This window comes from Kordiimonas sp. (assembly GCF_965216265.1).
In the GTDB taxonomy this organism is placed as follows: domain Bacteria; phylum Pseudomonadota; class Alphaproteobacteria; order Sphingomonadales; family Kordiimonadaceae; genus Kordiimonas.
The window spans coordinates 3,361,300-3,385,827 of the sequence record NZ_OZ244153.1; the positions used below are offsets into that span (position 1 = coordinate 3,361,300).

The window sequence follows — 24,528 nt, forward strand, 5'->3', positions numbered from 1 at the left end:
GAAGTTATTGCCATGAGCATTTTTGAAAAAATTGGTGGTGAACCAGCAGTAAGTGCAGCGGTGGATCTTCTTTATAAGAAGATGCTGGCTGACCCTTTGCTGATTCCGTTTTTCGATGGTGTTGCCATGAGCGACCTGCACCGCAAACAGGCGTGGTTTTTGACCACGCTGCTGAAGGGCGAAAGTGTGGGGGCAGACAGTTATATGCGTATGGCGCACCGTCGGCTGGTGGACCGGAAGGGCCTTTCGGACGAACATTTCGATGCCGTAACGGTTCATCTTGAAGACAGTTTGCGCGAGCTGGATGTGCCTGAAAGTTTCATCACGGAGATCATGAGTGCGGCCGCCGCACTTAAAGATGCGGTTCTCGACCGTTAACCCCTTAAAATTACAGGCGTAAACCGGATGTGAAGGCTGAAAAATCCCGCCGCACCCACGCCACACAGTTGCCTACAGATTAGCCACACATTTGGGGTAAGTGTGGCGCTCATTTAGCGCCACAGCATCAGCGGTATCAGGTCGAAATACCACAGGATAAGCGCGGCCTGCACGGTGGCAATGGCCGCAAAACCATGCCCGTTCTCAATCTTGCTGCGGCCTTTGGTTTGCACCACTTTTGTGTGCGCCACCAGCGCGGAAAGTGGTAAAAATACACTTGCAATACAAAGGCTTATGCTGGCGGCGGTCATGTCACCCAGCGCCATGAAAGACTGGGTGAGATAGAAGGGCACGGGCAGGGCCAGGCTCAAAATCCCCATGAGTGCCATGCCTTCCGGGCGTTTGAATGCGCCTTTGCCGTGCCGGTATAGGGCATATATCCCCCAAGCCAGGAACCACAGGAGCCCGGCACCAGCCAGCGCAAGGCTGGCCCTTAGCCCGTAAACTATTGCAGGGCTTGTCTTTTTATAGGTTCTGAAGCCGTCGCTGATCAGCTCCTTGCCTTCATCGTCACGCAGCAAAACATGGGACGCCAGCGTGCGGTCATCGGCGGAAAGCAGGTATTCCCCAACCGGGCGAAGCGTGCGGGTTTTGCCGTGTGCGGTGGTGAGGATGAGCGTGCCGTTGTGCCATTCTGTCTCGATAAATCCAGTCAAAATATCGAAGTAGCGGAAGGCGTGAAACCGGCTTGGTGCAAGGGTATACATGCCTTCCCAGTCTTTTACGTCTATGGCGGGCAGGTCACTTTCGGGCGCGGCTGTGGGCTTGAGGTCAAGCTCCTCAGCGACCCTGGCAAAGAGGCGGTTATAGTCCGCTGTTTCACTGTCCGTGTTGACGCTGACGAAAAACGCTTTGTTTTCAGCAGGGTAGATGCAGAAAAGCGCGCGGTAACCAAGCACATTGCCCGAGTGGCAGTTGCCAAGCGCGCCAAAGCGGTCATAGGTGTTCATGCCGAGGCCGTAACCGGCCACAAGCCCCGCCCAGCGTGCGTTTGTGGCGTGTGGTATGCCTCGCGCTTTCATATATTCCGGCGCGATAAACGGCTCCCCCTCAAGCGTGCCGTCAGACATCAGGAAGGTGGCGAATGTCGCCATATCAGCCGCAGTGGTGGTGAACTGCCCCGCCGGGCGGAACATGATGGGTTGCGCGGCGGCTGGCTTGCCGCCGTCATAATGCCCCCAGGCTAACGCTATGTCGCTCAGCCCGCCGTTCTGCTCCGTATAGCCGAAGGTGCTGTTTTTCATGCCAAGCGGGCGCAGGAGGTGATCATCTAGATAGGTCTCGTAGCGCTCGCCGGTTATGGTCTCAATCAGCAAGCCCAGAAGGGCATATCCGGCGTTTGAGTATGAAAGCTGCGTGCCGGGGCGGAAACGCACACGCAGCACGTTGGGGCTGCGCTCAAACGCGCTGAAAAGTGGCGTGTCTGGTGTTACCTCAAGGCTGAACATCTGCCACAGCCGCGCGTCTTCGATCCCGGATGTATGATCGAGAAGATGTCGGACGGTGACTTTGGTCTCTGCCGCCCACGGATTATCAAACCGGATGTTGGGCATGTAGCGGGCAACAGGCGCGTCAAGATCAATCTGGCCTTCGCTCGCGAGGCGCAGCACACCGGTTGCCAATAGGGTTTTTGTGACCGACCCGATATGAACGCGCGAGCCGGGAGCGAGGGGGGTGCCATCAGCCATATTGGCGAAACCCGCGCTGGCGGTTGTAACGCTGTCCGGTTCAACCAGCGCCCAAACCGCACCGGTCAGGCCTTCGCGGTCAAGAATGGCTTCAATATCGCGTTCAAGTGATGCCGCGCCAGTTGAGCTTGCCGATCCTAATGTGGCGGCCAATACTGATAGCGCCAGCCCGATGCCTCGAGCCGCTTTCTGGGTGAAAAATCCGGTCATATCCTCGCCTATATCATTTTATGTGAGCTATGTGCTCTTTTTTATATCAACTCGATATAGGGTTGGGGGCGGCTGGGCGCAAGGGAAAGTATAAAAGAAAGGCGAGCCATCAGGCCCGCCAAGTCTGGGGTGCTGTCGTGAACGGGATGCCGGGTTTAGTCCAGCAGGAACTTCAAGCGTTCATGGGTGATGGACGGTGTGATTTCCATAATCTCAGCCTTGACGACATCCTCAGCGACAAAAGGATCTTCCGCGACCCGTGCTGCTAGCGCGTCAAACTCAATATCATGAGCGATGATGGCGCCGCCCTGGTTGGGCTGAAGGCTGCCGACTATGAGGAAGGTACCGTCCTCTACGCCTTTGGCGATCCAGGCTTTATGGTCAGCCATATAGTGGCTGGCGTTTGCCTTGTTATCGGAGAATGTGAGCAGGATGATGTACATCGGAAATCTTTCTATAGCCTTTTAAATGAAGGGCATGAAACCTATTCGGCCTCGCTCATTTCCACAGCTGCCGGATACCAGCGGGCGAGCGTGCGGTTGAAATAAGCCACAAGATTGGGATGAACGACGACCAGTTCACGTGCCCATGTTTGCTCAGGCGCTGCATAGAAGTTTGCAATGAAACCAAACACCGTGGGGTCAATAAAGCTTGGCTCTGTGCCGAAGAAATAGGGCGCATCACCGAGAAGCACTGCGAGTGCATTAAGATCAGCTTCAAGGCATGCTTTGATCTCGTCTGCAGTGCAGTTGGCAAGCCCGCTGTGCCTGAAGCCCGTGCTCATCTGGCCGCGTATGCCTTCCGCCGCCTCGTCTGGCACGCCTTCAAAAAAGATCGGGCGGGTGCGGCCCCAGCCGTCTTCCTCGACCCAGCGGCTGTAGACCAGCGCAAAATAGGTGCGCTCTTCCAGCATGCGGCAAAGCGCATGCCCTGTGGCACGTTGCCCTGCATCCAGAGTACTGGTGAAGCACGCGCCTTTTGTATTCTCCAGATATTGCCTGATGGCTTCAGAGTCTTCGACCATCGTTTTACCATCGCTCAGAACGGGCAGTTTACCTTTGGGGAAAACCTTATAATCCTCCGGGAAGGCGAGGGTATAAGGCAGGCCTACCATCTGCAGCAGTATTTCTGCCTTGCAGCAAAACGGGCTGAGGTTGAAGAAGCCGTCGTCGGTCGGAAATACATGAAGGGTGGGTATGTTTTGGCTCATGGCGAATGCTCCACCGATTGTCTTGGGTCAGGCTGCTTGTGTTTGAAGCATCTCGAAAGCTTTGGGGTACCAACGGGCAAGGCCGCGTTCCACATAGGCCTTAAGCGTCGGGTGCGAGTTAACCAGCTCCGTAGTCCAGGTGCGGACGGGGGAGGCATAGAAGTTGACAAGAAGACCAAACACCGTGGCGTCAATGAACGTGGGCTCACTGCCGAAGAAAAAGTCGTTATCGCCCAACACCTGAGCGAGTGCCTTAAGGTCTGCATTCAGGAACGCGCGAATTTCATCATCGCTATGGCGGCCAAAGCCGTCGAGCCGCAAGGTTTCACGAACCTGCTCCCGCACGATGTCCGCCAGGCCTTCCGGAGCATCGGCAAAGAAAATTGCGCAGGTTTGCGCCCAGCCCGCATCGTCATGCCAGCGTGAGTGAAGAAGGCCATAGCGGGTGCGTTCTTCCACCATGCGGCAAAGCATGTGGCCGATGGCTTTTTGTTCAAACGTCAAGGCGCCGTCAAAGTCTGCGCCGTGTTTGGCTTCAAGATGCTGACGGATGATTTCTGAATCCTGAATGATCTCGTCGCCGTCCTGAAGAACAGGCAGCTTGGCTTTGGAGAAAACCTTGAAGTCTTCTGGGGTGATCGGCTCGTAATCGATCCCGGCGATCTGGAATAACACATCCGCTTTGCAGCAAAACGGGCTCATATTGAACATGCCTTCACCGGTTGGGAAGGCATAAAGGGAAAGGGCGGAAGTTGTCATTATATTGCTCCTCGTTGTCGTGACTAAGGAGCTTATAGATCACCTATGCTGACAAAAAATGTCAGTAGTGTTTAGCGCTGGTTTGAAAGGCAGTGTTGCCCACAGTTTACCAGTCGTAACCACCCACTTCGGTGCGGCGAAGAACGCGGCGGTAGGGGGCAGGTGCTGTACGGGTTGCAAGGTCCATCGCGCGGTCAAAAAGGCCGATACGGCTACGGGCCCAGCGCACTCTGCGTGCGACCGAAGGTGTGGTCGGGATCAGGAAGAGCAAGCCTATAACAAAGAAGATCAAGCCAAAGGGGATTGGCGTCAGCATACCAATGATGCCGATGAAACAAAGCGCACCACCGATAATCCGGCATAAAAGGCGCATCATAAATCTTCTCCAGTCGCTGTTCACGAGCGCCTAAGCGCCGCCATATATTTCTTCTATCTATAACATCAATATAATGTGGCTTAACAATGGCTTCAAGATGGCCGATACAAATGCAACCGCACCGATACCTTGCTTTCACAGAGCATGTCTAATTGTTGCAAATGAAACCAATTGGCGGTATTCGGTGCAAAACAGGCGGTTTCTGCGCGCTTGCGTATGAAGCTTTCGCTGTTTTCCCTAACTTCATAGCGGGAGCAATGCATGAAAAAAGTGTTTGATAGTGCGGAAAAAGCGCTCGACGGTTTGCTGTTTGACGGCATGACGGTCATGGCGGGCGGCTTTGGTCTTTGTGGTATTCCTGAAAACCTGATCGCGGCGCTCCATAAAGCTGGTACGCGCGATATGACGGTTATTTCCAACAACTGCGGTGTTGACGGTTTTGGTCTGGGTGTTCTTCTGGACGCCAAGCAGATCAAGAAAATGGTCTCGTCTTACGTGGGGGAAAACAAGGAATTTGAGCGCCAGTATCTGACAGGCGAGCTTGAGCTTGAGTTTAACCCGCAAGGCACTCTGGCCGAACGTATTCGGGCTGGTGGCGCGGGTATTCCCGGTTTTTATACCAAAACGGGCGTGGGCACCCTGATTGCTGAGGGCAAGGAACACAAGGATTTTGGCGGCGAAACCTACATCATGGAAACCGGGCTGACGGCAGATCTTTCCATCGTGAAAGCCTGGAAGGGCGACACTGAAGGCAACCTCATCTTCCGCAAGACAGCGCGCAACTTCAACCCGATGATGGCTACGGCTGGCAGAATAACCGTGGCCGAGGTGGAAGAACTGGTGAAACCGGGCGAGTTGGACCCGGACCACATTCACACGCCGGGCATTTTTGTGCAGCGCATTGTTGAAGGCACCTTTGAAAAGCGTATCGAACAGCGCACAGTACGCATGGCTGGGGAGAAAGCATAATGGCAAACACAGTCAAAGGATGGGACAGGAACCAGATGGCAGCTCGCGCAGCGCGTGAGCTTGAAGACGGGTTTTACGTCAATCTCGGCATCGGCATCCCGACCCTGGTAGCAAACTATATTCCTGATGGGATGGAAGTGACGCTGCAATCCGAGAACGGCATGCTGGGCATGGGGCCATTCCCTTATGACAATGAGGTGGATGCTGATCTCATCAACGCAGGCAAACAAACCATTACGCAGTTGCCAACCTCCAGCTATTTCTCAAGCGCAGACAGCTTTGGCATGATCCGTGGTGGTCACATTGACCTCTCGATCCTTGGTGCCATGGAAGTGGCTGAGAATGGCGATCTGGCGAACTGGATGATCCCGGGCAAGATGGTCAAGGGCATGGGCGGTGCCATGGACCTGGTGGCAGGTGTGAAACGCGTTGTGGTGATCATGGACCATACCAACAAAGCAGGTGAGCCCAAGCTTTTGAAAGCATGCTCACTACCGCTGACCGGTACAGGTGTTGTTGACCGTATCGTCACCAACATGGGTGTGTTTGACGTAGTAAAAGGCGGGCTCAAGGTTGTGGAACTTGCGGACGGTATTTCGCTAGATGATGTGAAAGCTGTTACCGAGGCCGCGCTGATTTCCTGAGTGGAGCGCTAGCGATATGATGCGGTTATGGCGAGGAGCCATGACCGCAGTGCTGCAACAGCGGGCTCGCCCGCTTTCTCCGTGCGGGTGACAAAGTGATGGCCATGCCCCTTGAGTACGGCGCTGAAAGGCGCTTTCAAGAGCTCGTCGTCAATTTCACTTGCCAGCATATGAACACTTAAAATTGCGATGCCCTGCCCGGCAATCACAGCTTTTGCGGTGTGAGTGTCATCAGCAAAGGTCACTGACCTGCCGCCCAACGGCATGGCTATGCCTGCAGCTTTGCACCACCTCTGCCAGTTTGGCGTTTTGCTGTCTGGATGGCGCCACTCCGTATGGATGAGTGTTTGGTTGGCCAAATCTTCCGCGCGTTCAATAGCAAGAGACGGGCTGCACAGGGGTGCAAATTCATCGGTGAAAAGAAGCTGCGCATCCAGATCATCATAAAGCCCAGACCCGTATCTGACCGCAGCATCAACCGTACCGGCCTTAAGGGAGACCGGGTCATCCGACGCATGAAGGCGCACGTCGACGGACGGATGGTGCTCACGAAAATCACCGAGCCGGGGAATAAGCCAGTTGGAGGTGAAAGCCGTGGTGGCGGAGAGTGTCAAGCTGTTGCGCCGGTTGGTCTTTCGCAGGCGGTCTACCCCCATTGCGATGCTATCAAGGCCGTCGCGTGTTGGCACAAAAAGATCCTGCCCCGCTTCCGTCAATACCACCTGCCGGGTGCGCCGGATAAAGAGCGCTGTCCCTAAAATATCTTCCAGCAGCCTGATCTGATGGCTGATTGCCGTGGGGGTTACGCCAAGCTCAGCGGCTGCGGCTTTAAAGCTCAGGTGCCGAGCGGCGGCTTCAAAGGCGCGTATGGCGGGTAGGGGAGGCAGTTGGCGCATGAATGAATTTCTTTCATCTATAGCATGACGAATTCGATTTTGTGTTCTCCAATATAACTCACAATATTGGTTGGGTAGACGAGAATACCAAATATGCATGCATGATTATAGATCATTCATGATTAGAAAAGGATTTTATTGATGGCGACTATCCTGCATATCGATTCAAGTGCCCGGCCTGGCCGGTCTGGGGCGGACGCACATGGCTCTCACACCCGCCGCCTGACCGCGCACTTCATGAAACAATGGAAGATATTGTGGCCTGATGACCGGGTCATTTACCGGGATGTCGGTGCAGAGCCGCCACAGCCGGTTTCTGGTGCCTGGGTTCACGCAGCTTTCACGAAAGCGGAGGCACGAGAGCCATGGATGCATGACGTGCTGGCTGAAAGTGATGCCCTTGTTGATGAACTGTTGGCAGCGAATGTGATTGTGGCTGGTGTGCCCATGTATAACTTCGGGGTGCCGGCTCAGTTTAAAGCCTATATCGACAATATTGTCCGTGTCGGGCGCACGTTCGGGTTTGAACGCAAGGGCGAAGAGGTCGCCTATTGGCCCATGGTGCCAAACACCAAGAAATTGATGCTGCTTTCAAGCCGGGGAGACGTAGGATACGACCGGGAAGATATGCTGGCGGCCAGCAATCATGTGGAGCCATCCGTTCGCACGGCGTTTGCCTATATTGGTGTGACGGATGTCTGGAGCACCGCGGCTGAGTATGACGAATATGGCGGTGAGCGGTTGGCCGGGTCCCTCAAGCTTGCCGAAGACACCATCAGCCAGAAACTTGAAGCATTGTACGCAGAACAGAAGAAGGCAGCTTAGCCGCCGACGGTACTAATACTAGTGCATGGGGGTGTCGTTTGAGAGCGGCCGGTGCATGAACCCTAGCTCTTCCATAGCTTGCCCAAGAGCGCTGAGCGTATTTTGTGGCAGGCTGCGGCTGCACGCAATGTAGATCGGAAGTGCAGGTATGGTGCCAAGGTCATGAATCGGCACCAGCGTTGAAACCTCGGGGTTGTCTTCCATCGCGAAATGCCATTGGTCTTCGGGCACGATGGCGTAATGCGCGCGGCCCGCAAGAATCATATTCAGGAGCTGAAAGTCGGTTTTTCCAGTCCTTAAAATCCAGCGCGGGTGCTCTTCGTTGAGGATTTTATCAAATTCTTCACCGTAAACACCGCTCTCAAGCAGGGTGCCGATCAAGGACTTTTCATGCGCCAGTTTCTCAAGTGAGCCCAGTTCACGGATTCGGTCCGCATATTGCGGTGCTGCGACAACAAGGTCTCCCGGCACTACATCAAAGACATAAGGCAGGAAGCTCCAAATCTTTGCGCGCTCCGGTGTGCGCAGACGTCCGGTCGTACAAAACAGGCGGCGACCATCATCCAGCATGCGTGCTTCTTCATCGATGCTGGAAAACTGCCACGCCACGCGATAGCCCGCTCTTTCAGCGATCTTTGTTAGCTGGTCAGCATATTGGCCAGTGGGTTTGCCGTCCTCAATTTTGAGATGCGGGGGGTAATGATAATAGGTGACAGCAAGCGACGGACGATCATCGGCAATGGCCGAAGCACCCATCTGCAGCACTAACCCCAACAACAATACAAGTGATTTCATTCACTCATCCCTACCGCCCCACGCGGAAAACAGCGCACACACTTGACGATTTTGCTCTTTGGTTCAAGAGGCAATTCCAAAGCCATGCCGCTTGCGTGCGTTTACCGACATGGTTTACCGTTCATAGTCATACAGGGGTTTGGGTAAATATTTTCTAAGCAGAGAGCAAATTTATGGCCGTGCGGGATTTTGTGCCAGAATTGCCAGCGTTCGCCGATCATCCAGCCTTGCGCGATTTTCTGGAGGTCTGGAACGGTTGGCGTGGTGTAGCCATTGCTCCCCGGCGGGCGGATATTAATCCGCTCGATATTCCTGAGCTTATGCGCGGCGTGACGCTTATGGATGCAATCGCACCTGAAAATTTGCATATACGCTATGTGGGCAGCTTGCTCTGCGAGATCGTCGGGCAGGACATCACTGGGCAGAACTATATTGAGTATACCGCCCCGGAGGTGAGGGAGATTAGGTCTCGGCGCCTGTGGGGGGTGGTATCGCAACCCGCCGCTGCCGTCTGGATGTCCCCGTGGGAACATGATGCGCAGTTTGTGGGGTTGAGTGTCCCGGTTTTACCCAGTGTAGATGGGTTGCCGATGAAGCTCATGCAGGTTCTTATTCCGCTCAGGGACACGCACCACATGGCGAGCGAGCGCAAAAGAAACCCGATCAACAACGTTACACTCTCGAATCAGTTCCGTTATGTGGACATTGGCGCTGGTAAGCCAGACATCAGCGTCGAGGCCTGACAGGCTGACGAGCAATCCTGTTTATTTGTCTTGTGTCAGGGCCCTTTTTTCAGGCGCTGCTGTGTGAAATAGGCAGCCATGGCTTCCTCATATTTACGCACATTCACGGATTGCTGCGCGTATCCTGAACAGATATGGCCTTCCCTGTATTCCGGGCAGGTGTTGCACTTCCCTCTTTTGGCCTTCTGGCGGATGGCACCAAACGTAAACCAGATGATGACCAGCACGGCGGCGTTTATAAGGGGGAGTGGAGCCAGAGGGGCTGAAATCAGCTGGGCGGCAGTGACCGCGATAATCGCACCGAGCGAGCCGCGGGCCAGGTCACACCCCCAGCGGGGCAGCTTCCGATACAGCGGCGGGTATGAAACCAAGATGGTTATGACCATCAGGCAAGCAAGGGCTGTCTGTGCCGTCTTCGTGGCTACACTATCCGAAAAAAGGGCGCAGGCGATGCCCGCAAGCGCCATCGTCACATAGACAATGGTGCAGCTGCGGCAAACGGCGAGTGGGCCAATACGCAACACTCCCGCCTTATAGTGGTTGCACAAAGGTTTGTGAGCAAAGGTAAACCAGCCGCAATAACGGTACCAGAGAGCCCTATCAATCAACCTTGTTCGTAGCGATCCGATCATGAATCTCCGCCAGGATGTTGCCGATAGCTCCGGCGGGCACATAATTTTCGATTGCCACGATCTTCACGGCGGTCCCAATGGCGACCACCTGTGCGGACCCTGTTGCGACGGGTTCCACTTCGAACTTCACGTTGATCACAGCGTTGGCACGAAGCCGGGATGCCATGGAAAGCATTTGATCAAGGGCGCGCTGGCGAGCCTCGTGCCCCATCGCAGAATAAGCGCTCAATTCGCCGCCCGTGATATTCTTACAGCCCATGGCGCAGTCTTGTCCCATATCCTTTGCGCGGACGGAAATACCCCAGGCAACGCCGAAGTATTCGGTGATTTCATATCCGTCGAAACCGTCCGCGGAGGTCATGATGATGCGATCGTGTTTGATTTCTGGACGTGTGCCAGAGACCAGACCTTCGCGGTTGATCAGATTGTCAGCCATCTTTTTTACCTTTCCCCAAGGTGGCGCCGCATACGCTGCAGCGCTGAGCGTCGAGATATTCGGTTTGAATTTTTTCACCGCAGGACGGGCATGTGAAAGTCCGCCGAGACTGGTAGGCGAAATAAAAAGCTATCAGGCCGACCAGCCCGAGAATGACCAGAAAAATCAAATCCCTTCTCCCCCCCAAAAAAAAAGCTTTAACTAGACATGGGGTGAAACCGCCAGTTTTGCAACCTAGCTGGCCGTGCCGCCCACAGTGAGGCCATCCACACGCAGTGTTGGTTGCCCAACACCTGCGGGTACGCTTTGACCACCCTTGCCGCAGGTCCCCACGCCGTTATCAAGCTTCAGGTCATCCCCGATCATTGAAACGCGTTTGAGCACATCCGGTCCGTTACCGATCAGCGTTGCACCCTTCACCGGCTCAGCCACCTTGCCGCCGCGCACGCGGTAGGCTTCAGTGCACGAGAACACAAATTTGCCCGATGTGATATCAACCTGGCCGCCGCCGAAACCAACAGCATACAGGCCGTCATCCACGCTTGCGAGAATCTCCGCAGGGTCTTTGTCACCTGCCAGCATGAAAGTATTGGTCATGCGAGGCATTGGTTGGTGTGCAAATCCCTGGCGCCGACCGTTGCCGGTCGCAGCCATACCCATCAGGCGGGCGTTCAGCCGGTCCTGCATATAGCCTTTAAGGATGCCGTCCTCGATCAGCACGGTACGTTCGGTTGGCGTGCCTTCGTCATCGATTGTAAGGCTGCCACGACGCCCCTCAAGCGTGCCGTCGTCCACAACCGTGATGCCTTTGGCGGCAACCTGCTCGCCCATCAAGCCGGCGAAGGCAGATGTTTTTTTGCGGTTGAAGTCACCTTCAAGGCCGTGGCCAACTGCTTCGTGCAGCAGCACGCCGGGCCAGCCTGGCCCAAGCACAACTGTCATCTCGCCTGCAGGTGCATCAACGCTTTGCAGGTTAACGGATGCCTGGCGGATCACTTCTTGCACCTGTGCTTGCCAGTGATCTTCATCAAACAGGAAGTCATAGCCACAACGGCCGCCGGCGCCTTCATGTGCGGTTTCCTGCCGTGTGCCGTCCGCCATTACGACGGCAACGCTCAAGCGAACAAGCGGGCGGATGTCCCGTACCCGGTGCCCGTCTGCACGAATGATTTCAACAGCTTGCCAACTGCCAAGGAGGCTGGCGCTGACCTGCCGGATACGGTCATCCTGCGCGCGGGTGTAGGCGTCGATGTCTTCAAGCAGCTTGACCTTGCGGCTGAACTCAATCCCGCCCAGCGGGTTTTCGTCTGTATAGAGCTGTTTGTTGGTGCGGGCAGGGGCAATGCTCATGGAGCCCCCTGTGCCGGTTTTAACGGCGCGGATTGTATCGCCCGCACGGCGGATCGCGGCTTCTGATAATTCGTTCGAGTGAGCGTAACCGGTCGATTCGCCGAGTACAGCGCGCAGGCCGAAGCCCTGGCTCGAATCAAAACTCGCGCCCTTGAGCCGTCCGTCATCGAAAGAGAAAGACTCGGATTGCGTCGCTTCCAGGTATAATTCGCCATCATCCATGCCAGAGAGTGTTTCGCCCACCAATGTCTCGGTGCGGGTTTCATCTAGCTCCGATTCTTGGAAAAAGAAATTCAGCGACGCGGGGGCATCGGACATGGGTGGCTCCTCAACTGGGTTTTGGCGGGAAAATTGCGGCGAAATGACGCATTTTCTCCCCTAATATCAGGATTAACATGATATCCTTGCGGCATAAACGCAAGCGGGTGAGCGGAAAAATTAACGAATTGTAGCAGAAAAATGGCCAAGAAGTGTCTCTCGGGCTTGAGCCTGAGAAAACGTCTGGTATAACGTGCCCGCATTCAAGTCGGCAGTCTGTGTCTTTTGGGAGGACCCAGATCAAGCCGAACCACCGAAACGGCTGTCACAATGGCCTTCGGTTGCCCGGGTAGGGTAGGAACAAAAGGAAAGCAGAACTATGAACGTCAAAAGGCTTACCGCCGGAGTTATGGCCGCTCTCGTGGCACTTTTCGGTTCTACGGTTGGCGCGATGGCTCAGGACCGCGTGAGCGGGCCTAAAGACAAGGGCCTGTGGCTGCAGGAAGCTGCATCTGAACAAGCCGCTAAGATCGCCGATTTTAACGAGCTTCTTCTCTGGATCATTCTTGTGATTACGGCTTTTGTATTCATCCTCATGTTTTATGTGATGATTCGCTACCGTGAAAAAGCAAACCCAGAACCTTCCAAGACCAGCCACAACACGCTGATCGAGTTCATCTGGACGGTTGTGCCGATCGGCATTCTGGTGGTGATTGGTTTTGTATCGATCCCGCTCCTGTATTATCAAGACGTGGTGCCGGAAACCGATTTTGCCATCAACGTGACAGGCAACCAGTGGAACTGGACCTACGCGTACCCTGACCATGACGGCATCGAATTTACGGCGACAGTTGTGCCAGACAGTGCCTTCAAAGACGCTGAGGAGCGCGCTGGTTACGAGGCAGACCTTTCCTCTCACCTCGGGCGCCCGGCGAAGCTGAACGCTCGCCTGTTGGATACGGACCTTCGTCTTGTTGTGCCTGTAGACACCAAGATCAAAGTGCAGTTGACAGCAAGTGATGTGATCCATGCTTGGACAGTGCCTGCATTTGGCGTGAAGCTTGACGCAGTGCCTGGCCGTCTGAACCAGACATGGTTTGAAGCAAACGAGCTTGGCACATACTATGGCCAGTGTTCAGAGCTTTGCGGCAAGGACCACGCCTACATGCCGATCGCTGTTGAGGTGGTCTCCAAAGAAGAATTCGCCAAGTGGGTGGAAAGCGCGAAAGCAAAATATGCTTATGCGCCAACTACCGCTCTTGGTCGTTAAGTTTAGGTAGGGAAAGGAAGAGCAATGGCTCACGAAAACCCGACTGGTTGGAAACGCTGGGTTTATTCCACCAACCACAAAGACATCGGTGTGATGTATCTTTGGTTCGCGTTCATCGCTGGTCTGATTGGTTTCACCATGTCCGGCATGATCCGCATGGAACTGATGCACCCTGGTGTTAACTTCCTGCCAGACCTTCTGGGCATGAGCGAAGATCAGGCGCGTCACATGTTTAACGTGCTGACCACTGGCCACGGCCTTATCATGGTTTTCTTCATGGTAATGCCAGCGCTGATTGGTGGTTTTGGTAACTATTTTGTACCGCTGATGATTGGTGCGCCTGATATGGCGTTCCCGCGCATGAACAACATTTCCTTCTGGCTGATGCCTCCGGCTTTCATTCTGCTTCTCCTATCCACGTTTGTGGAAGGCACAAGCGGCATGAACGGTTTTGGTGGCGGCTGGACGGCATACGCGCCGCTCTCGACATATGGTCACACAGGCCCATCGATGGACCTTGCGATCCTGTCGCTGCACGTTGCTGGTGCTTCCTCGATCATGGGCGCGATCAACTACATCACGACCATCTTCAATATGCGCGCACCCGGCATGACGATCCACAAGATGCCTTTGTTCGCCTGGTCTATCCTGATCACAGCATTCCTTCTTGTGCTTAGCCTGCCAGTTCTCGCAGGTGCGATCACCATGCTGCTGACAGACCGTAACTTCGGTACGACCTTCTTTGACCCGGCAGGCGGCGGGGACCCGATCCTCTTCCAGCACCTGTTCTGGTTCTTTGGTCACCCTGAAGTGTACATCATGATCCTGCCAGCGTTCGGCATCGTCAGCCACATCGTATCCACCTTCTCCAAGAAGCCGATTTTCGGTTACCTCGGGATGGCATATGCGATGGCTGCGATTGGTTTCATCGGCTTTGTAGTGTGGGCGCACCATATGTACACCGTTGGCCTTGATGTTGACACCAAAGCCTACTTCGTAGCGGCAACCATGGTTATTGCGGTGCCGACCGGGGTGAAAATCTTCTCCTGGATCGCAACGATGTGGGGTGGTTCCATCCGTTACACGGTGCCGATGCTTTATGCTATCGCGTTCATCCTTCTGTTTACTTTGGGCGGTGTAACGGGCGTGGTGCTTTCAAACGCTGGCGCTGATGTTCCGCTGCATGACACCTACTATGTGGTTGCTCACTTCCACTATGTATTGTCGCTTGGTGCGGTGTTTGGCATCTTCGCGGGCCTCTACTACTGGATTGGCAAGATGTCGGGTAAGCAGTATCCGAACTTCCTCGCACACGTTCAGTTCTGGATTACCTTTGTTGGTGTGAACATGATCTTCTTCCCGCAGCACTTCCTTGGGCTGCAGGGCATGCCGCGCCGTTATGTGGATTACCCAGATGCGTTTGCATACTTCAACAAGATCTCGAGCTACGGCTACCTGGTAACACTTGTTGGTGTGCTTCTCTTCATCGTGGTGATGGCTATGACCATCTTCAAGAAGAAGAAAGATTGTCCGGATAACCAGTGGGGCGAAGGTGCGACGACGCTTGAGTGGACGCTCAGCTCACCGCCACCGTTCCACCAGTTCAACGAACTGCCACGTATTAAGTAAGCTGGCAGCTTCAAAAGGAACAATGTTTTGGCAGATAGCCTGACATCTTATAGTGAAAGCGCTCAGCCTTCCCGTTCAGGGGAGGCTGAGGCACGTGATTTCTTCGCGCTTTTGAAGCCGCGGGTAATGTCTCTTGTTATTTTTACGGCTCTGGTTGGGCTTGTTGCCGCACCGGGTGAAATGAACCCTGTGTTGGCGTTTGCGGCTATCGTCCTGATCGCTGTCGGCGCGGGCGCAAGTGGCGCACTCAACATGTGGTATGACGCTGATATTGATGCGGTGATGGACCGGACGGCAAAACGCCCGATCCCCGCAGGTAAAGTCACCCCCGGCGACGCGCTGGGCTTCGGTTTGACCCTGTCGGTGGCGTCCGTTGTGTTGCTTGGCCTGATGGTTAACCTGACGTCTGCGGCGCTCTTGGCCCTCACCATCTTCTTCTACGCAATTATTTACACCATGTGGCTCAAGCGCCGCACACCGCACAACATTGTGATTGGTGGTGCTGCAGGTGCCTTCCCGCCAATGATCGGCTGGGCTGCGGTGACGGATAGTGTCACCGTTGAGAGCATGGTTCTGTTTGGTATTATCTTCCTGTGGACCCCGCCGCACTTCTGGGCACTCTCGCTTTTCATCTCGAAAGACTATGAAAAAGTGAATGTACCGATGCTGCCGGTTGTTGCAGGCGTGGCTGAGACGCGCCGCCAAATTCTTCTCTACAGCCTTCTGGTGGTGCCCTGCGGCATCGCGCCCTATTTCCTCGACTTCGCGGGCCCTGTATACGGCATCGTGTCGAGCCTTCTGGGCGCGTGGTTCCTAACACTCGCGATCATGGTTTGGCGTGGCACGGAGAAAGCAGACAGGAAGCTGTTTGCCTTCTCTATTTTGTATCTATTTGCCCTGTTCGCCACCTTGGCGGCTGAGCGGGTTATTACGGGATGGATCGCATGACCGAAATTTCTGAAATGCACGCACGCATGAAAAAGCGGAACCGTGTGCTCGGGCTGACCCTCGCGGCTTTCGTGATCATTGTCGCGGTGGTGAGCTTCTTCAAGATCGGGTCGCTTGCACCATGAGCACGACAGCCAATAAGAACGGCCGTATGGCCATGACGATTGCAGGTGTTGCTGTGGGCATGGTTGGCATGGCGTATGCGGCAGTGCCGCTCTATGACCTGTTTTGCAAGGTGACTGGCTACGGCGGAACCACCCAGCAGGTGGACGTGGGTAGCGACGTGGTTATCGACCGTGAAATTAAGGTGCGCTTCAACGCGGCCGTTCACCGGGATATGCCATGGAACTTCAAGCCGGTTCAGATCAGCCAAAAAATGCACATCGGCGAACAGCAGCTTGCATATTATGAGGCTTATAACCCGACCGATAAAACCATTGTCGGCACAGCGACCTACAATGTTACACCGCACAAGGCGGGTGAATATTTTGCAAAGATTGATTGTTTCTGCTTTACAGAGCAGGAACTGAAACCGGGCGAACGGATCAGTATGCCGGTCGTTTATTTTATCGACCCTCTCATTGATGAGGATCGCAATTTGGATGAAGTTAGCGAGGTCACCCTTTCCTACACCTTCTTCGTGAAAGACGTTGAAGATGCGGAAACGACGGTGGGGCGCTAAAGCTTGGGTAGCAATAAGGGGCGCCGGTTAAGGGTATCGGCACTTTGTTAGGAGAGAATATATGGCGGGCGACGTGAAACACGATTACCACCTGGTTAATCCAAGTCCTTGGCCAGCAGTGGCATCACTGGCTGTTCTGTTGTTGACGGTTGGCGCGGTTTTTACCATGAAGCCAGATGCTGAGCTTTTTGGCATGACCGGTTTTGGTAGCTATCTTTTTGTGATCGGTTTTGCCGGGCTCATCTACACCATGTATGCGTGGTGGAAAGATGTGGTTAAGGAAGCCAATACGGGCGACCACAAGCCGGTTGTTCGTATTGGTCTTCGGTACGGCATGATCCTTTTCATCGCTTCTGAGGTGATGTTCTTCGTGGCGTGGTTCTGGGCCTTCTTTAACGCGTCGCTTTACCCGGCCATGCCAATCCCGAGCCCTGCTGAGTTCTGGGATGTCATCGGCAACGAAGCACCTTGGCCGCCCGCAGGTATCGAGACGTTTGATCCGTGGCACTTGCCGCTGATGAACACGCTGATCCTGCTTTTGTCTGGCACAACGGTTACCTGGGCGCACCACGCCGTAATGCATGGTGACCGCGAGGGCCTCAAAAAGGGCCTCTGGGTCACGGTTATACTTGGCGCCCTGTTCTCATGTGTGCAGGTTTACGAGTACCAGCATGCGGCGTTTGAGTTTGCAGGTAGCATCTATGGCGCCACCTTCTTCATGGCAACCGGCTTCCATGGTTTCCACGTTCTTGTTGGTACTATCTTCCTCGCAGTTTGCTTGGGTCGTGCCTACAAGGGTGACTTTACACCTGATCACCACTTCGGCTTTGAAGCGGCGGCCTGGTATTGGCACTTCGTAGACGTTGTGTGGATCTTCCTTTTCTTCTGCGTTTACATTTGGGGCGGCGCATAAGGCGATGGCCGACAAGGCAGACCAGAAACAATCAGGAACCGACCGAGAGCAACCCTCCCGGTCGGTTTCGCCTTATAGGGCAGGGCTTAAGGGTAAGTGCCCGAACTGTGGAGAGGGTGCACTTTTCAAGGATGGTCTTGGTATCCGGGATGCCTGCGAGGTGTGTGGGTTTGACCTTTCAAAAGCGGACCCGGGTGACGGTGCACAGGTGTTTGTGATCCTGATCATGGGGGCGCTTTCAGCACTTCTCGGCTTCATTGTTGTGGGTGCGCTTGCTTGGCCAATGTGGGCGGTTGCAACCACGCTTTTCACCTTCATCATCCTGGGCAGCATCTGGATGTTGCGGGTTTTCAAAGCAACGCTCATAGCGCTGCAATTTCATCATGATGCCCGTGAGGGAACGATGGGAGATGACGGTCATGACAGCTAGATCGTTCAGCCCCGGTTGGCCCTTAACTGTGGCGGTTTCGCTTGCGTTTATTGTGTTGCTGTCGCTTGGCACATGGCAGGCGCGCAAGGTGGCGCCAAAAACAGCCTTGCTTGCGCAGATCGAAGCGGGCCTGAGCGCCGAGCCAATGCCGCTTCCCGTACATCTAGATGACCCGAGTATGCTCGCTTATCACCGCGTTAGCTTCACAGGCACCGTGCTTGAGCGTGAGCCGATCAAGGTATTTGCCACATCGCTGAGCGGCAAATCCGGTTACCACGTTTATCTGCCTGTGCAGAAACAACACGGCATGGCGGTGCTGGTTAACTTTGGCTGGGTACCAGCACACCTTGCTACGCTGCCAGAGCTGCCGACGGGTGAAACCATTGAGGTTACGGGTGTGCTGCTGACAAGCGCGGTACCGGGCTCGATGACGCCGCCGAATGACCCTGCCGCTGGCCAGTGGTTCACAGCGGACGTGTTTGAGATGGCAGCGGCTTTCGGTTTGCGCACCAAGGAGTTTTATCACTTCAGGGTGGCTGCTGATGCTGACGCGCCACCCGGTGATATGCCGGTCGGTGGTCAGGTGCGGGTGGATATCCCGAATGACCATTTCCAGTATGCGCTGACGTGGTATGGTCTCGCGCTCGGCCTGGTTGGCGTCTATATTGCCTTTAGCCTGAAGCGGGGCCGCGAAAAAGCGCAAAAACCAGCCAAGTAGGGGCCATTGGCCTTGCATCAGCGGGCGTCTACTCCTAAGAGTAAGCCTCGCAATTTTCATAAAGTTGAGTGTTGGTATCGTGAAATATATTTCTACACGTGGTCAGGCGGAAAGTCTGGACTTTGAGGGTGTGACGCTAACGGGCCTCGCACGTGACGGTGGCCTTTATGTGCCGGAAGAAATTCCAACCTTCAGCGCGGATGATATCCGTGCCATGCGCGGTAAAACCTATGCCGAGGTCGCATTTGAAGTGATCGCGCCGTTTGTGGGCGATTGCCTGAGCGAGGCCGAGCTTAAACGCATGCTCGATGCCACTTATGATGAAAATTATGGCGGGCAGTTCCGCCACCCGGCTGTGGCGCCACTTGTGCAAACGGGCGCTAACGACTGGTTGCTCGAGCTTTTCCATGGGCCCACACTTGCGTTCAAGGATTTTGCACTGCAGTTGCTGGGCCGTTTCTTTGATCATTTCACCGCCAAGCGTGGCGAAAAGCTCACGATCCTCGGCGCCACGTCTGGTGACACGGGCTCTGCCGCTATTGAAGGCTGTCGTGGGCGCGATAATGTTTCTATCTTCATGCTACACCCTAAAGGCCGTGTCTCTGAAGTGCAGCGTAAGCAGATGACCAGCGTGATAGAAGACAATGTGGTCAATATCGCTGTTGAGGGTAACTTCGATGATTGTCAGGCGCTGGTGAAAGCCAGCTTTAATGATCTGGAGTTCCGGGACAGGATAGGCCTGACTGCTGTGAATTCGATCAACTGGGCGCGGGTGATGGCTCAGATCGTTTATTATTTCACCTCGGCCGTAGCGCTTGGCGCGCCGGACAGGGCGATTTCCTACAGCGTGCCCACAGGTAACTTTGGTGATATTTTCGCAGGCTATATTGCCAAGAAAATGGGGTTGCCGATCGAGAAGCTGGTGATTGCCACTAATTCAAACGATATCCTTGCGCGCACGCTTGAAAGCGGGCGGTATGAGCGCGGTGACGTATATTCCACTTTATCTCCCAGCATGGATATCCAGATATCTAGCAATTTTGAGCGCATGCTGTTTGACATTGCAGGCCGCGATGCTGATGTGATCAGGCGTTATATGGATGACCTCGCGGGCACCGGAGGCTTCACCCTTGACAAAGAACACCATGATGCGCTCAAAAGCCTGTTTGCGGCGGAGCGCGTGGATGATGAAACCACCAAAGCCGTGATGCAGGAACTGCACGCTAATGCAGGTTATATTGCGGATCCTCACACTGCCGTGGGCATCGAGGCTGCCAACAATTGCCTGCCGGATAACGCTGCGCCTCGCGTGACGCTGTCCACAGCGCACCCCGCCAAGTTTGGTGACGCGGTTAAGGAAGCAACGGGTGTAGATCCGGCACTGCCGCAGCACATGGCGGACCTGATGGGCCGCGACGAGAGAATGATAACGCTCCCGAACGATCTGGCTGCATTGCAGGCACGGGTGCTGGAAGGAAACTGGTCTTGAGTGTAAGAATAACCCAACTGCCTAATGGCTTGCGGATCGTAAGTGAGAGCCGGAAGTCTATTCAAACAGTGGCAGTGGGCGTTTGGGTAGATGTTGGTGCACGGCACGAGCCAAAAGAGCTGAACGGCATCACGCATTGCCTGGAGCACATGCTTTTCAAAGGCACCAAACGGCGCAGCTCCCGCGATATCGCGTTTGAGATCGAAGCTGTAGGCGGCCACATGAACGCCTATACCTCGCGTGATAACACCACTTATTATGCCCGGGTTATGAAAGACGATCTGCCGCTCGCGGTTGATCTGCTGTCTGACATTGTGCTGAACAGCGTTTGTTCGGAACGCGAGCTCAAGCGTGAAAAAGAAGTTATCCTGCAGGAAATCGGGCAGGCGCTTGATACACCAGACGATATTGTCTTCGACCATCTGCAGGTTGCTGCGTATCAGGACCAGCCGATTGGCCGCACCATTCTGGGCGAACCGGAAACCGTGCGTGGCCTGACATCAGAAAACCTCCTCAGCTACCTCTCGCATAATTATACGGCGAGCAACGTGGTTATCTCCGCTGTGGGCAATCTTGACCATGACAGGCTGGTTGAGATGGTTTCGGAAAAGTTTGCGGACCTTAGCACCGAGAAGGTCAAAGCGGCAGAACCCGCGAAATATATTGGTGGGCGCATCGTTGAGCGGCGTGAGCTTGAACAGGTTCATGTCACGGCAGCGTGGCCGGGATGCTCGTTTAATGATCCCGACTATTACGCTCTTCAGGTCTATTCGACCATTCTGGGCGGTGGCATGTCATCGCGCCTGTTCCAGGAAGTGCGCGAGGAGCGTGGGCTTGCATATTCTGTATACAGCTTCACGAGCAGTCATAAAGACACAGGCATATTCGGCCTCTACGCTGGTACAGGACCAGAGCTTGCACCGGGCATGATGCCCGTCATCAAAGCTGAGATGGAAGCCTTGACGAAGGGCCCGACAGATGAGGAATTTCGTATAGCGCTCGCACAGCTGAAGTCCGGCTTGATGATGGCGCTTGAAGCCACAACATCACGCATGGAACAGCTTGGCCGCCAGATGCTGATTTTTGAACGTATTCTCCCGATTGAGGAAATGATCGAAAATGTAGAACGAGTGGACGGAAAAGACGTCGCCCGTGTTGCTCAGCAAATAATGGATTCGAATTCGGTTTCCATGGCGATAGTTGGTGACGGCGAATTGGATTCGATTACTTTCTGATCGTTATCAATCTAATCAAAAATAGCTAAAAATATCCCGCGAATAGATACTCGTCTAAGTATTGATGATTGCGGCGTAAGATGGTAACGTCGCGCAGCAAAATCTGAGGGGGTATTGTTGTTAAGTTCAGAGGTGTGCCATTTACTCAATTACTGGCGCTCTCTTGGTGGTGGCAAGGCCATTCCCGAGCGGACCTCCCTTGACCTTCGGAAACTGACTAACTTGTTACCCTGGATGTTTATTCTGGAAATGGGCGATGACGGAAGCCTGCGCTACAGGCTTGCGGGCTCCTCCCTCGAGGCAGCCGTTGGACGCGGTATGGCGGGACGAACTTACGGCGAGATTTTCTCTGATCGGGAGCAGGCGGGCTTGATGGCTGAACTATATGCCGTTGCGCTTGTTCAATCATGCGGCGTATTGCGTACCGGCGCATTGGCGTTTGACAAAAACGAAACATTCGAGATGGAAGTGCTGGCGCTCCCCTTTGTTGAACCTCGCGCGATGGGAGGAACCATTCTTGTTGGTGTGGTGCGCCCCTTCGAGTATGACAATCAGGGCTTTACGGACAGGTGGGGTGAATTTCAGCATGACCTCTCGGAAATACTGGTTGTGCCTTCGCCTCGCGTAATGCTCACGAGCCAGTTATCGCCTCGGGTGTTAGTGGCGCTGGAGCGCCTTGATATCAAGATCAAAGCCGTTGACGTGGACAAGGTTTTGGAGATTGAGAGTAAAGGTGGTGTGCCGGGCATGATGGGCATTCCGTCACTTGAACTGGACCGCTTGGGCAGCGACCAAAGGCAGTGCCTCAACTGACACTGCCTTCTTCGGTGCTATGCGTGCCCGGCCTCAGATGACAACATCGAAACATTGACACCTAACATGGCCATGGCGCGTGGCCATTTCTGTTCAAGCTCCGTATGGAACACAATCTCTTCGTCCGCTTCTGACGTCAGCCACGCGTTGGCTTGGATTTCCTGCTCCAGTTGCCCAGCGCCCCAGCCAGCATAACCAAGTGCCAGAAGATGATTGCGCGGGCCACTGCCGCCAGCCAATGCCTGCAAGATGTCGACCGTGGCGGAAAGCGCGAGTGTTTCGCTCACCACCAGTGTGGATTCCTGTACAAAATCAGCGCTATGCAGCACAAAGCCGCGGCCAGGTTCCATGGGGCCACCCGAGTGCACCGGAATATCCGGAGCGTCGCCATCGGTTTCGATCTCCAACTGCTCAAGCAGGCTCTCAAAGGTGAGGTTGTTGAAAGCTTGATTGACAACGAGGCCCATAGCGCCGGAACTGTCGTGCGAACAAATATAGATAACGCTGCGTTCAAACCGGGGGTCGGACATGCTAGGCATGGCTAAAAGTAGTTTGCTGTCTAGAAACGTGGAAGATGTCATCTGCTTCTCTCTGTCTGACCATCAGCTTACCGTGTATGGCGGCTACACGCAATCGGCGTGGACTGAAACCGCTAGTCTCATACATTGAGATATGCAGGTACGGCGTCAACCGGCTAACGGCAATGTGAAGAAACGCGACTGGTGCCTCATGCCTAATGTTGTTACATAAGGCGGAATTCATCGCCGGAGTTTTGTATGCGTTTTGTCCTTATGTTTTTATGTTTTACTGTGGCGTTTGCCAGTCCGGTTTCTGCTGGAGCAGGGCCATGGCAAGATCATCAGGGCATGATCAAAACGCGCATCGTGACCGCATCGGCTGATATGGCTAAAGATGGCAAGGCGTTGCTCGCTTGGGAAGCTGAGTTGGAGCCGGGCTGGAAAACATATTGGCGGTCCCCAGGTGAGGCTGGACTTCCTGTGCGCCTGCAAAGTGGTGGCAATGGCATAGAGATATTATATCCGGTGCCGGAGCGTTTTGAGCTGTTTGGCCTGCAGACATATGGATACAGCCATAAAGTGCTGTTGCCATTCTATACGCAAGTACCCGAGGGAGGTGCCCCCTTGGCCGTGAGCGCTGATTTTATGGTGTGCAAGGATATCTGCGTGCCGTTTGAAGCAAACTATGAGGTTGCCGCTGCCAGCTTGGCTGAGGAAGCCTCGGCGCAGGATATCAGGTTCGATGTGTGGCTGAAGCGCGTGCCAGCCCGTGAGGGCTTAGCTGAAGCTGGGCTGAGCATTGTGAGCGCGCAGGTTATGGGCACGCCCGGGCACCAGCGTGTGATTGTTGATGTAGCGGCTGACAGTAACTTATCCAGCGCTGACCTTCTGGCGGAAGCAGGGTCAAAGTTTCATTTTGGTGCCCCCGATAAAAGTCTTTCAGGCAACGGCATGACAGCCCGCTTTGTGCTTATGGCGATGACGGGTAAAAAGCCCGACGATTTGCGCGGCCAGTCGGTGAGGCTGACGTTTATGGATGGCAACGGCCATGCCATCGACAGGACCGTGGAACTTGAGCCTTAATGGCCCTTGCCTCACCGGATAATCTAAGTAAAGTGACACCAGATTTCAGCTATATTTCAGCTATCGTGAGGAGCGAGCAATGACCATTAAAGTTGGTGATAAAGTACCCAGTGCAACCCTCAACACCATGACGGCAGACGGCCCCGGGCCAGTTGCTACAGACGAATTTTTCGCAGGTCGCAAGGTCGCTCTGTTTTCTGTTCCTGGCGCCTTTACGCCAACCTGTTCGGCGAAGCACCTTCCTGGTTTTGTGGAGAATGCCGATTCCATTCTTGGCAAAGGTGTTGATGAGATCGCCTGTATGTCTGTAAATGATGTGTTCGTGATGGACGCATGGGGCAAAAACGCTGGCGTCGATGGCAAAGTGACCATGCTGGCAGATGGTAACGCACTTTTTGCCAAGGCACTTGGCCTTGAAATGGACGCGTCCGGTTTTGGTATGGGGCTCCGCTCCAAACGGTTCTCCATGATTGTTGAGGACGGTGTTGTCACCGAGCTTAATCTTGAAGACCCTGGTGCGTTTCAGGTGTCGAGCGCGGAGCATATGCTCGCGCAGCTCTAAGCACTTAGG

At 54.5% G+C, this 24,528-nt stretch carries 30 protein-coding genes; 18 read left to right on the forward strand and 12 right to left on the reverse strand.

The annotated features are described in order from the left end of the window. Positions 1 to 12: 12 nt before the first annotated feature. The gene (locus ACOOGA_RS15415) at positions 13 to 378 is read left to right on the forward strand and encodes a group I truncated hemoglobin (protein ID WP_417461428.1); all 366 of its coding nucleotides are present in this window, start codon (positions 13 to 15) and stop codon (positions 376 to 378) included. 113 nt (positions 379 to 491) lie between these two features. Here ACOOGA_RS15415 and ACOOGA_RS15420 read toward each other — a convergent pair whose 3' ends face one another. The 5 genes from ACOOGA_RS15420 to ACOOGA_RS15440 all read right to left on the reverse strand — a co-directional run bounded on the left by ACOOGA_RS15420 (position 492) and on the right by ACOOGA_RS15440 (position 4,681). Then, positions 492 to 2,336 carry a serine hydrolase domain-containing protein gene (locus tag ACOOGA_RS15420; protein WP_417461427.1) on the reverse strand — a complete coding sequence of 615 codons (1,845 nt, stop codon included), beginning with the start codon at positions 2,334 to 2,336 and terminating at the stop codon, positions 492 to 494. A gap of 155 nt (positions 2,337 to 2,491) precedes the next feature. Next, complete coding sequence (locus ACOOGA_RS15425) at positions 2,492 to 2,779, reverse strand: YciI family protein (RefSeq protein WP_417461426.1); 288 nt, start codon at positions 2,777 to 2,779, stop codon at positions 2,492 to 2,494. Between the two features lie 41 nt (positions 2,780 to 2,820). Beyond that, positions 2,821 to 3,546: a glutathione S-transferase family protein gene (locus tag ACOOGA_RS15430; RefSeq protein ID WP_417461425.1), complete on the reverse strand. Its 726-nt coding sequence runs from the start codon at positions 3,544 to 3,546 to the stop codon at positions 2,821 to 2,823. 27 nt (positions 3,547 to 3,573) lie between these two features. Beyond that, positions 3,574 to 4,305: a glutathione S-transferase family protein gene (locus ACOOGA_RS15435; protein WP_417461424.1), complete on the reverse strand. Its 732-nt coding sequence runs from the start codon at positions 4,303 to 4,305 to the stop codon at positions 3,574 to 3,576. 106 nt (positions 4,306 to 4,411) lie between these two features. Continuing rightward, positions 4,412 to 4,681 carry a hypothetical protein gene (locus ACOOGA_RS15440; protein WP_417461423.1) on the reverse strand — a complete coding sequence of 90 codons (270 nt, stop codon included), beginning with the start codon at positions 4,679 to 4,681 and terminating at the stop codon, positions 4,412 to 4,414. Positions 4,682 to 4,942: 261 nt separating this feature from the next. Between ACOOGA_RS15440 and ACOOGA_RS15445 the strand changes: the two genes are divergently transcribed. Next, the gene (locus ACOOGA_RS15445) at positions 4,943 to 5,650 is read left to right on the forward strand and encodes a CoA transferase subunit A (protein WP_417461422.1); all 708 of its coding nucleotides are present in this window, start codon (positions 4,943 to 4,945) and stop codon (positions 5,648 to 5,650) included. Then, positions 5,650 to 6,294: a CoA transferase subunit B gene (locus ACOOGA_RS15450; RefSeq protein WP_417461421.1), complete on the forward strand. Its 645-nt coding sequence runs from the start codon at positions 5,650 to 5,652 to the stop codon at positions 6,292 to 6,294. The genes ACOOGA_RS15445 and ACOOGA_RS15450 overlap by 1 nt, the downstream gene beginning before the upstream one ends. Positions 6,295 to 6,302: 8 nt before the next feature. Here the strand turns inward: ACOOGA_RS15450 and ACOOGA_RS15455 are convergent, their stop codons facing one another. Next, positions 6,303 to 7,190 (reverse strand): LysR substrate-binding domain-containing protein, encoded by an 888-nt coding sequence (locus ACOOGA_RS15455; RefSeq protein WP_417461420.1) that lies wholly within the window; start codon positions 7,188 to 7,190, stop codon positions 6,303 to 6,305. A 141-nt stretch (positions 7,191 to 7,331) separates the two neighbouring features. On the opposite strand from ACOOGA_RS15455, the gene ACOOGA_RS15460 reads away from it, so the two are divergent. Continuing rightward, positions 7,332 to 8,015: an FMN-dependent NADH-azoreductase gene (locus tag ACOOGA_RS15460; RefSeq protein ID WP_417461419.1), complete on the forward strand. Its 684-nt coding sequence runs from the start codon at positions 7,332 to 7,334 to the stop codon at positions 8,013 to 8,015. 18 nt (positions 8,016 to 8,033) lie between these two features. Here ACOOGA_RS15460 and ACOOGA_RS15465 read toward each other — a convergent pair whose 3' ends face one another. Then, positions 8,034 to 8,810: a substrate-binding periplasmic protein gene (locus ACOOGA_RS15465; protein ID WP_417461418.1), complete on the reverse strand. Its 777-nt coding sequence runs from the start codon at positions 8,808 to 8,810 to the stop codon at positions 8,034 to 8,036. A 173-nt stretch (positions 8,811 to 8,983) separates the two neighbouring features. Here ACOOGA_RS15465 and ACOOGA_RS15470 point away from each other — a divergent pair, with 173 nt between their 5' ends. After that, complete coding sequence (locus tag ACOOGA_RS15470) at positions 8,984 to 9,553, forward strand: PAS domain-containing protein (RefSeq protein ID WP_417461417.1); 570 nt, start codon at positions 8,984 to 8,986, stop codon at positions 9,551 to 9,553. A gap of 35 nt (positions 9,554 to 9,588) precedes the next feature. Here the strand turns inward: ACOOGA_RS15470 and ACOOGA_RS15475 are convergent, their stop codons facing one another. From ACOOGA_RS15475 to tldD, 4 genes are all read right to left on the reverse strand, one after another. Then, positions 9,589 to 10,074: a hypothetical protein gene (locus ACOOGA_RS15475; RefSeq protein WP_417461416.1), complete on the reverse strand. Its 486-nt coding sequence runs from the start codon at positions 10,072 to 10,074 to the stop codon at positions 9,589 to 9,591. A 79-nt stretch (positions 10,075 to 10,153) separates the two neighbouring features. Next, entirely contained in the window at positions 10,154 to 10,621 is a 468-nt protein-coding gene (locus ACOOGA_RS15480; protein WP_417461415.1) for a YbjQ family protein, read from the reverse strand. Then, positions 10,614 to 10,790: a hypothetical protein gene (locus ACOOGA_RS15485; RefSeq protein ID WP_417461414.1), complete on the reverse strand. Its 177-nt coding sequence runs from the start codon at positions 10,788 to 10,790 to the stop codon at positions 10,614 to 10,616. The genes ACOOGA_RS15480 and ACOOGA_RS15485 overlap by 8 nt, the downstream gene beginning before the upstream one ends. Before the next feature lie 65 nt (positions 10,791 to 10,855). After that, positions 10,856 to 12,289, reverse strand: coding sequence for a metalloprotease TldD (gene tldD, locus ACOOGA_RS15490; RefSeq protein WP_417461413.1), 1,434 nt, complete (start codon positions 12,287 to 12,289; stop codon positions 10,856 to 10,858). A 319-nt stretch (positions 12,290 to 12,608) separates the two neighbouring features. Here tldD and coxB point away from each other — a divergent pair, with 319 nt between their 5' ends. The 11 genes from coxB (at position 12,609) to ACOOGA_RS15545 (ending at position 22,356) form a co-directional block, all read left to right on the forward strand. Continuing rightward, complete coding sequence (gene coxB / locus ACOOGA_RS15495; protein WP_417461412.1) at positions 12,609 to 13,499, forward strand: cytochrome c oxidase subunit II; 891 nt, start codon at positions 12,609 to 12,611, stop codon at positions 13,497 to 13,499. Between the two features lie 24 nt (positions 13,500 to 13,523). Next, positions 13,524 to 15,128 carry a cytochrome c oxidase subunit I gene (gene ctaD / locus ACOOGA_RS15500; protein ID WP_417461411.1) on the forward strand — a complete coding sequence of 535 codons (1,605 nt, stop codon included), beginning with the start codon at positions 13,524 to 13,526 and terminating at the stop codon, positions 15,126 to 15,128. A gap of 27 nt (positions 15,129 to 15,155) precedes the next feature. Next, entirely contained in the window at positions 15,156 to 16,076 is a 921-nt protein-coding gene (locus ACOOGA_RS15505) for a heme o synthase (RefSeq protein WP_417461410.1), read from the forward strand. After that, positions 16,073 to 16,201 (forward strand): hypothetical protein, encoded by a 129-nt coding sequence (locus ACOOGA_RS15510; protein WP_417461409.1) that lies wholly within the window; start codon positions 16,073 to 16,075, stop codon positions 16,199 to 16,201. Before ACOOGA_RS15505 ends, ACOOGA_RS15510 begins: the two co-directional genes overlap by 4 nt. Next, positions 16,198 to 16,758 carry a cytochrome c oxidase assembly protein gene (locus ACOOGA_RS15515; RefSeq protein WP_417461408.1) on the forward strand — a complete coding sequence of 187 codons (561 nt, stop codon included), beginning with the start codon at positions 16,198 to 16,200 and terminating at the stop codon, positions 16,756 to 16,758. The genes ACOOGA_RS15510 and ACOOGA_RS15515 overlap by 4 nt, the downstream gene beginning before the upstream one ends. Positions 16,759 to 16,819: 61 nt before the next feature. Then, entirely contained in the window at positions 16,820 to 17,671 is an 852-nt protein-coding gene (locus tag ACOOGA_RS15520; RefSeq protein ID WP_417461407.1) for a cytochrome c oxidase subunit 3, read from the forward strand. A gap of 4 nt (positions 17,672 to 17,675) precedes the next feature. Beyond that, positions 17,676 to 18,101: a DUF983 domain-containing protein gene (locus ACOOGA_RS15525; protein WP_417461406.1), complete on the forward strand. Its 426-nt coding sequence runs from the start codon at positions 17,676 to 17,678 to the stop codon at positions 18,099 to 18,101. Beyond that, positions 18,091 to 18,819, forward strand: a complete 729-nt coding sequence (locus tag ACOOGA_RS15530; protein WP_417461405.1) for an SURF1 family protein — start codon at positions 18,091 to 18,093, stop codon at positions 18,817 to 18,819. The genes ACOOGA_RS15525 and ACOOGA_RS15530 overlap by 11 nt, the downstream gene beginning before the upstream one ends. Before the next feature lie 79 nt (positions 18,820 to 18,898). Beyond that, entirely contained in the window at positions 18,899 to 20,308 is a 1,410-nt protein-coding gene (gene thrC, locus ACOOGA_RS15535; RefSeq protein WP_417461404.1) for a threonine synthase, read from the forward strand. Next, complete coding sequence (locus tag ACOOGA_RS15540) at positions 20,305 to 21,543, forward strand: M16 family metallopeptidase (RefSeq protein WP_417461403.1); 1,239 nt, start codon at positions 20,305 to 20,307, stop codon at positions 21,541 to 21,543. The genes thrC and ACOOGA_RS15540 overlap by 4 nt, the downstream gene beginning before the upstream one ends. Positions 21,544 to 21,675: 132 nt before the next feature. Further along, positions 21,676 to 22,356, forward strand: a complete 681-nt coding sequence (locus ACOOGA_RS15545) for a PAS domain-containing protein (protein ID WP_420430687.1) — start codon at positions 21,676 to 21,678, stop codon at positions 22,354 to 22,356. A gap of 17 nt (positions 22,357 to 22,373) precedes the next feature. Here ACOOGA_RS15545 and ACOOGA_RS15550 read toward each other — a convergent pair whose 3' ends face one another. After that, positions 22,374 to 22,895, reverse strand: a complete 522-nt coding sequence (locus ACOOGA_RS15550; protein ID WP_420428974.1) for a YqgE/AlgH family protein — start codon at positions 22,893 to 22,895, stop codon at positions 22,374 to 22,376. A 237-nt stretch (positions 22,896 to 23,132) separates the two neighbouring features. Here ACOOGA_RS15550 and ACOOGA_RS15555 point away from each other — a divergent pair, with 237 nt between their 5' ends. Continuing rightward, the gene (locus tag ACOOGA_RS15555; protein WP_417461400.1) at positions 23,133 to 23,957 is read left to right on the forward strand and encodes a protein-disulfide reductase DsbD domain-containing protein; all 825 of its coding nucleotides are present in this window, start codon (positions 23,133 to 23,135) and stop codon (positions 23,955 to 23,957) included. Positions 23,958 to 24,036: 79 nt separating this feature from the next. After that, positions 24,037 to 24,519 carry a peroxiredoxin gene (locus ACOOGA_RS15560; protein WP_417461399.1) on the forward strand — a complete coding sequence of 161 codons (483 nt, stop codon included), beginning with the start codon at positions 24,037 to 24,039 and terminating at the stop codon, positions 24,517 to 24,519. Positions 24,520 to 24,528: the final 9 nt, after the last annotated feature.

Coding starts and splice junctions, on each gene's coding strand:
- ACOOGA_RS15520 (WP_417461407.1), top strand. CDS start 16,820: ATGGCGGGCGACGTGAAACACGATTACCACCTGGTTAATCCAAGTCCT.
- ACOOGA_RS15550 (WP_420428974.1), bottom strand. CDS start 22,895: ATGCCTAGCATGTCCGACCCCCGGTTTGAACGCAGCGTTATCTATATT.
- ACOOGA_RS15480 (WP_417461415.1), bottom strand. CDS start 10,621: ATGGCTGACAATCTGATCAACCGCGAAGGTCTGGTCTCTGGCACACGT.
- ACOOGA_RS15445 (WP_417461422.1), top strand. CDS start 4,943: ATGAAAAAAGTGTTTGATAGTGCGGAAAAAGCGCTCGACGGTTTGCTG.
- ctaD (WP_417461411.1), top strand. CDS start 13,524: ATGGCTCACGAAAACCCGACTGGTTGGAAACGCTGGGTTTATTCCACC.
- ACOOGA_RS15435 (WP_417461424.1), bottom strand. CDS start 4,305: ATGACAACTTCCGCCCTTTCCCTTTATGCCTTCCCAACCGGTGAAGGC.
- ACOOGA_RS15460 (WP_417461419.1), top strand. CDS start 7,332: ATGGCGACTATCCTGCATATCGATTCAAGTGCCCGGCCTGGCCGGTCT.
- ACOOGA_RS15470 (WP_417461417.1), top strand. CDS start 8,984: ATGGCCGTGCGGGATTTTGTGCCAGAATTGCCAGCGTTCGCCGATCAT.
- ACOOGA_RS15555 (WP_417461400.1), top strand. CDS start 23,133: ATGCGTTTTGTCCTTATGTTTTTATGTTTTACTGTGGCGTTTGCCAGT.
- ACOOGA_RS15450 (WP_417461421.1), top strand. CDS start 5,650: ATGGCAAACACAGTCAAAGGATGGGACAGGAACCAGATGGCAGCTCGC.
- ACOOGA_RS15430 (WP_417461425.1), bottom strand. CDS start 3,546: ATGAGCCAAAACATACCCACCCTTCATGTATTTCCGACCGACGACGGC.
- ACOOGA_RS15515 (WP_417461408.1), top strand. CDS start 16,198: ATGAGCACGACAGCCAATAAGAACGGCCGTATGGCCATGACGATTGCA.
- ACOOGA_RS15420 (WP_417461427.1), bottom strand. CDS start 2,336: ATGACCGGATTTTTCACCCAGAAAGCGGCTCGAGGCATCGGGCTGGCG.
- ACOOGA_RS15440 (WP_417461423.1), bottom strand. CDS start 4,681: ATGATGCGCCTTTTATGCCGGATTATCGGTGGTGCGCTTTGTTTCATC.
- ACOOGA_RS15525 (WP_417461406.1), top strand. CDS start 17,676: ATGGCCGACAAGGCAGACCAGAAACAATCAGGAACCGACCGAGAGCAA.
- ACOOGA_RS15415 (WP_417461428.1), top strand. CDS start 13: ATGAGCATTTTTGAAAAAATTGGTGGTGAACCAGCAGTAAGTGCAGCG.
- ACOOGA_RS15465 (WP_417461418.1), bottom strand. CDS start 8,810: ATGAAATCACTTGTATTGTTGTTGGGGTTAGTGCTGCAGATGGGTGCT.
- ACOOGA_RS15560 (WP_417461399.1), top strand. CDS start 24,037: ATGACCATTAAAGTTGGTGATAAAGTACCCAGTGCAACCCTCAACACC.
- ACOOGA_RS15510 (WP_417461409.1), top strand. CDS start 16,073: ATGACCGAAATTTCTGAAATGCACGCACGCATGAAAAAGCGGAACCGT.
- ACOOGA_RS15425 (WP_417461426.1), bottom strand. CDS start 2,779: ATGTACATCATCCTGCTCACATTCTCCGATAACAAGGCAAACGCCAGC.
- ACOOGA_RS15455 (WP_417461420.1), bottom strand. CDS start 7,190: ATGCGCCAACTGCCTCCCCTACCCGCCATACGCGCCTTTGAAGCCGCC.
- tldD (WP_417461413.1), bottom strand. CDS start 12,289: ATGTCCGATGCCCCCGCGTCGCTGAATTTCTTTTTCCAAGAATCGGAG.
- coxB (WP_417461412.1), top strand. CDS start 12,609: ATGAACGTCAAAAGGCTTACCGCCGGAGTTATGGCCGCTCTCGTGGCA.
- ACOOGA_RS15530 (WP_417461405.1), top strand. CDS start 18,091: ATGACAGCTAGATCGTTCAGCCCCGGTTGGCCCTTAACTGTGGCGGTT.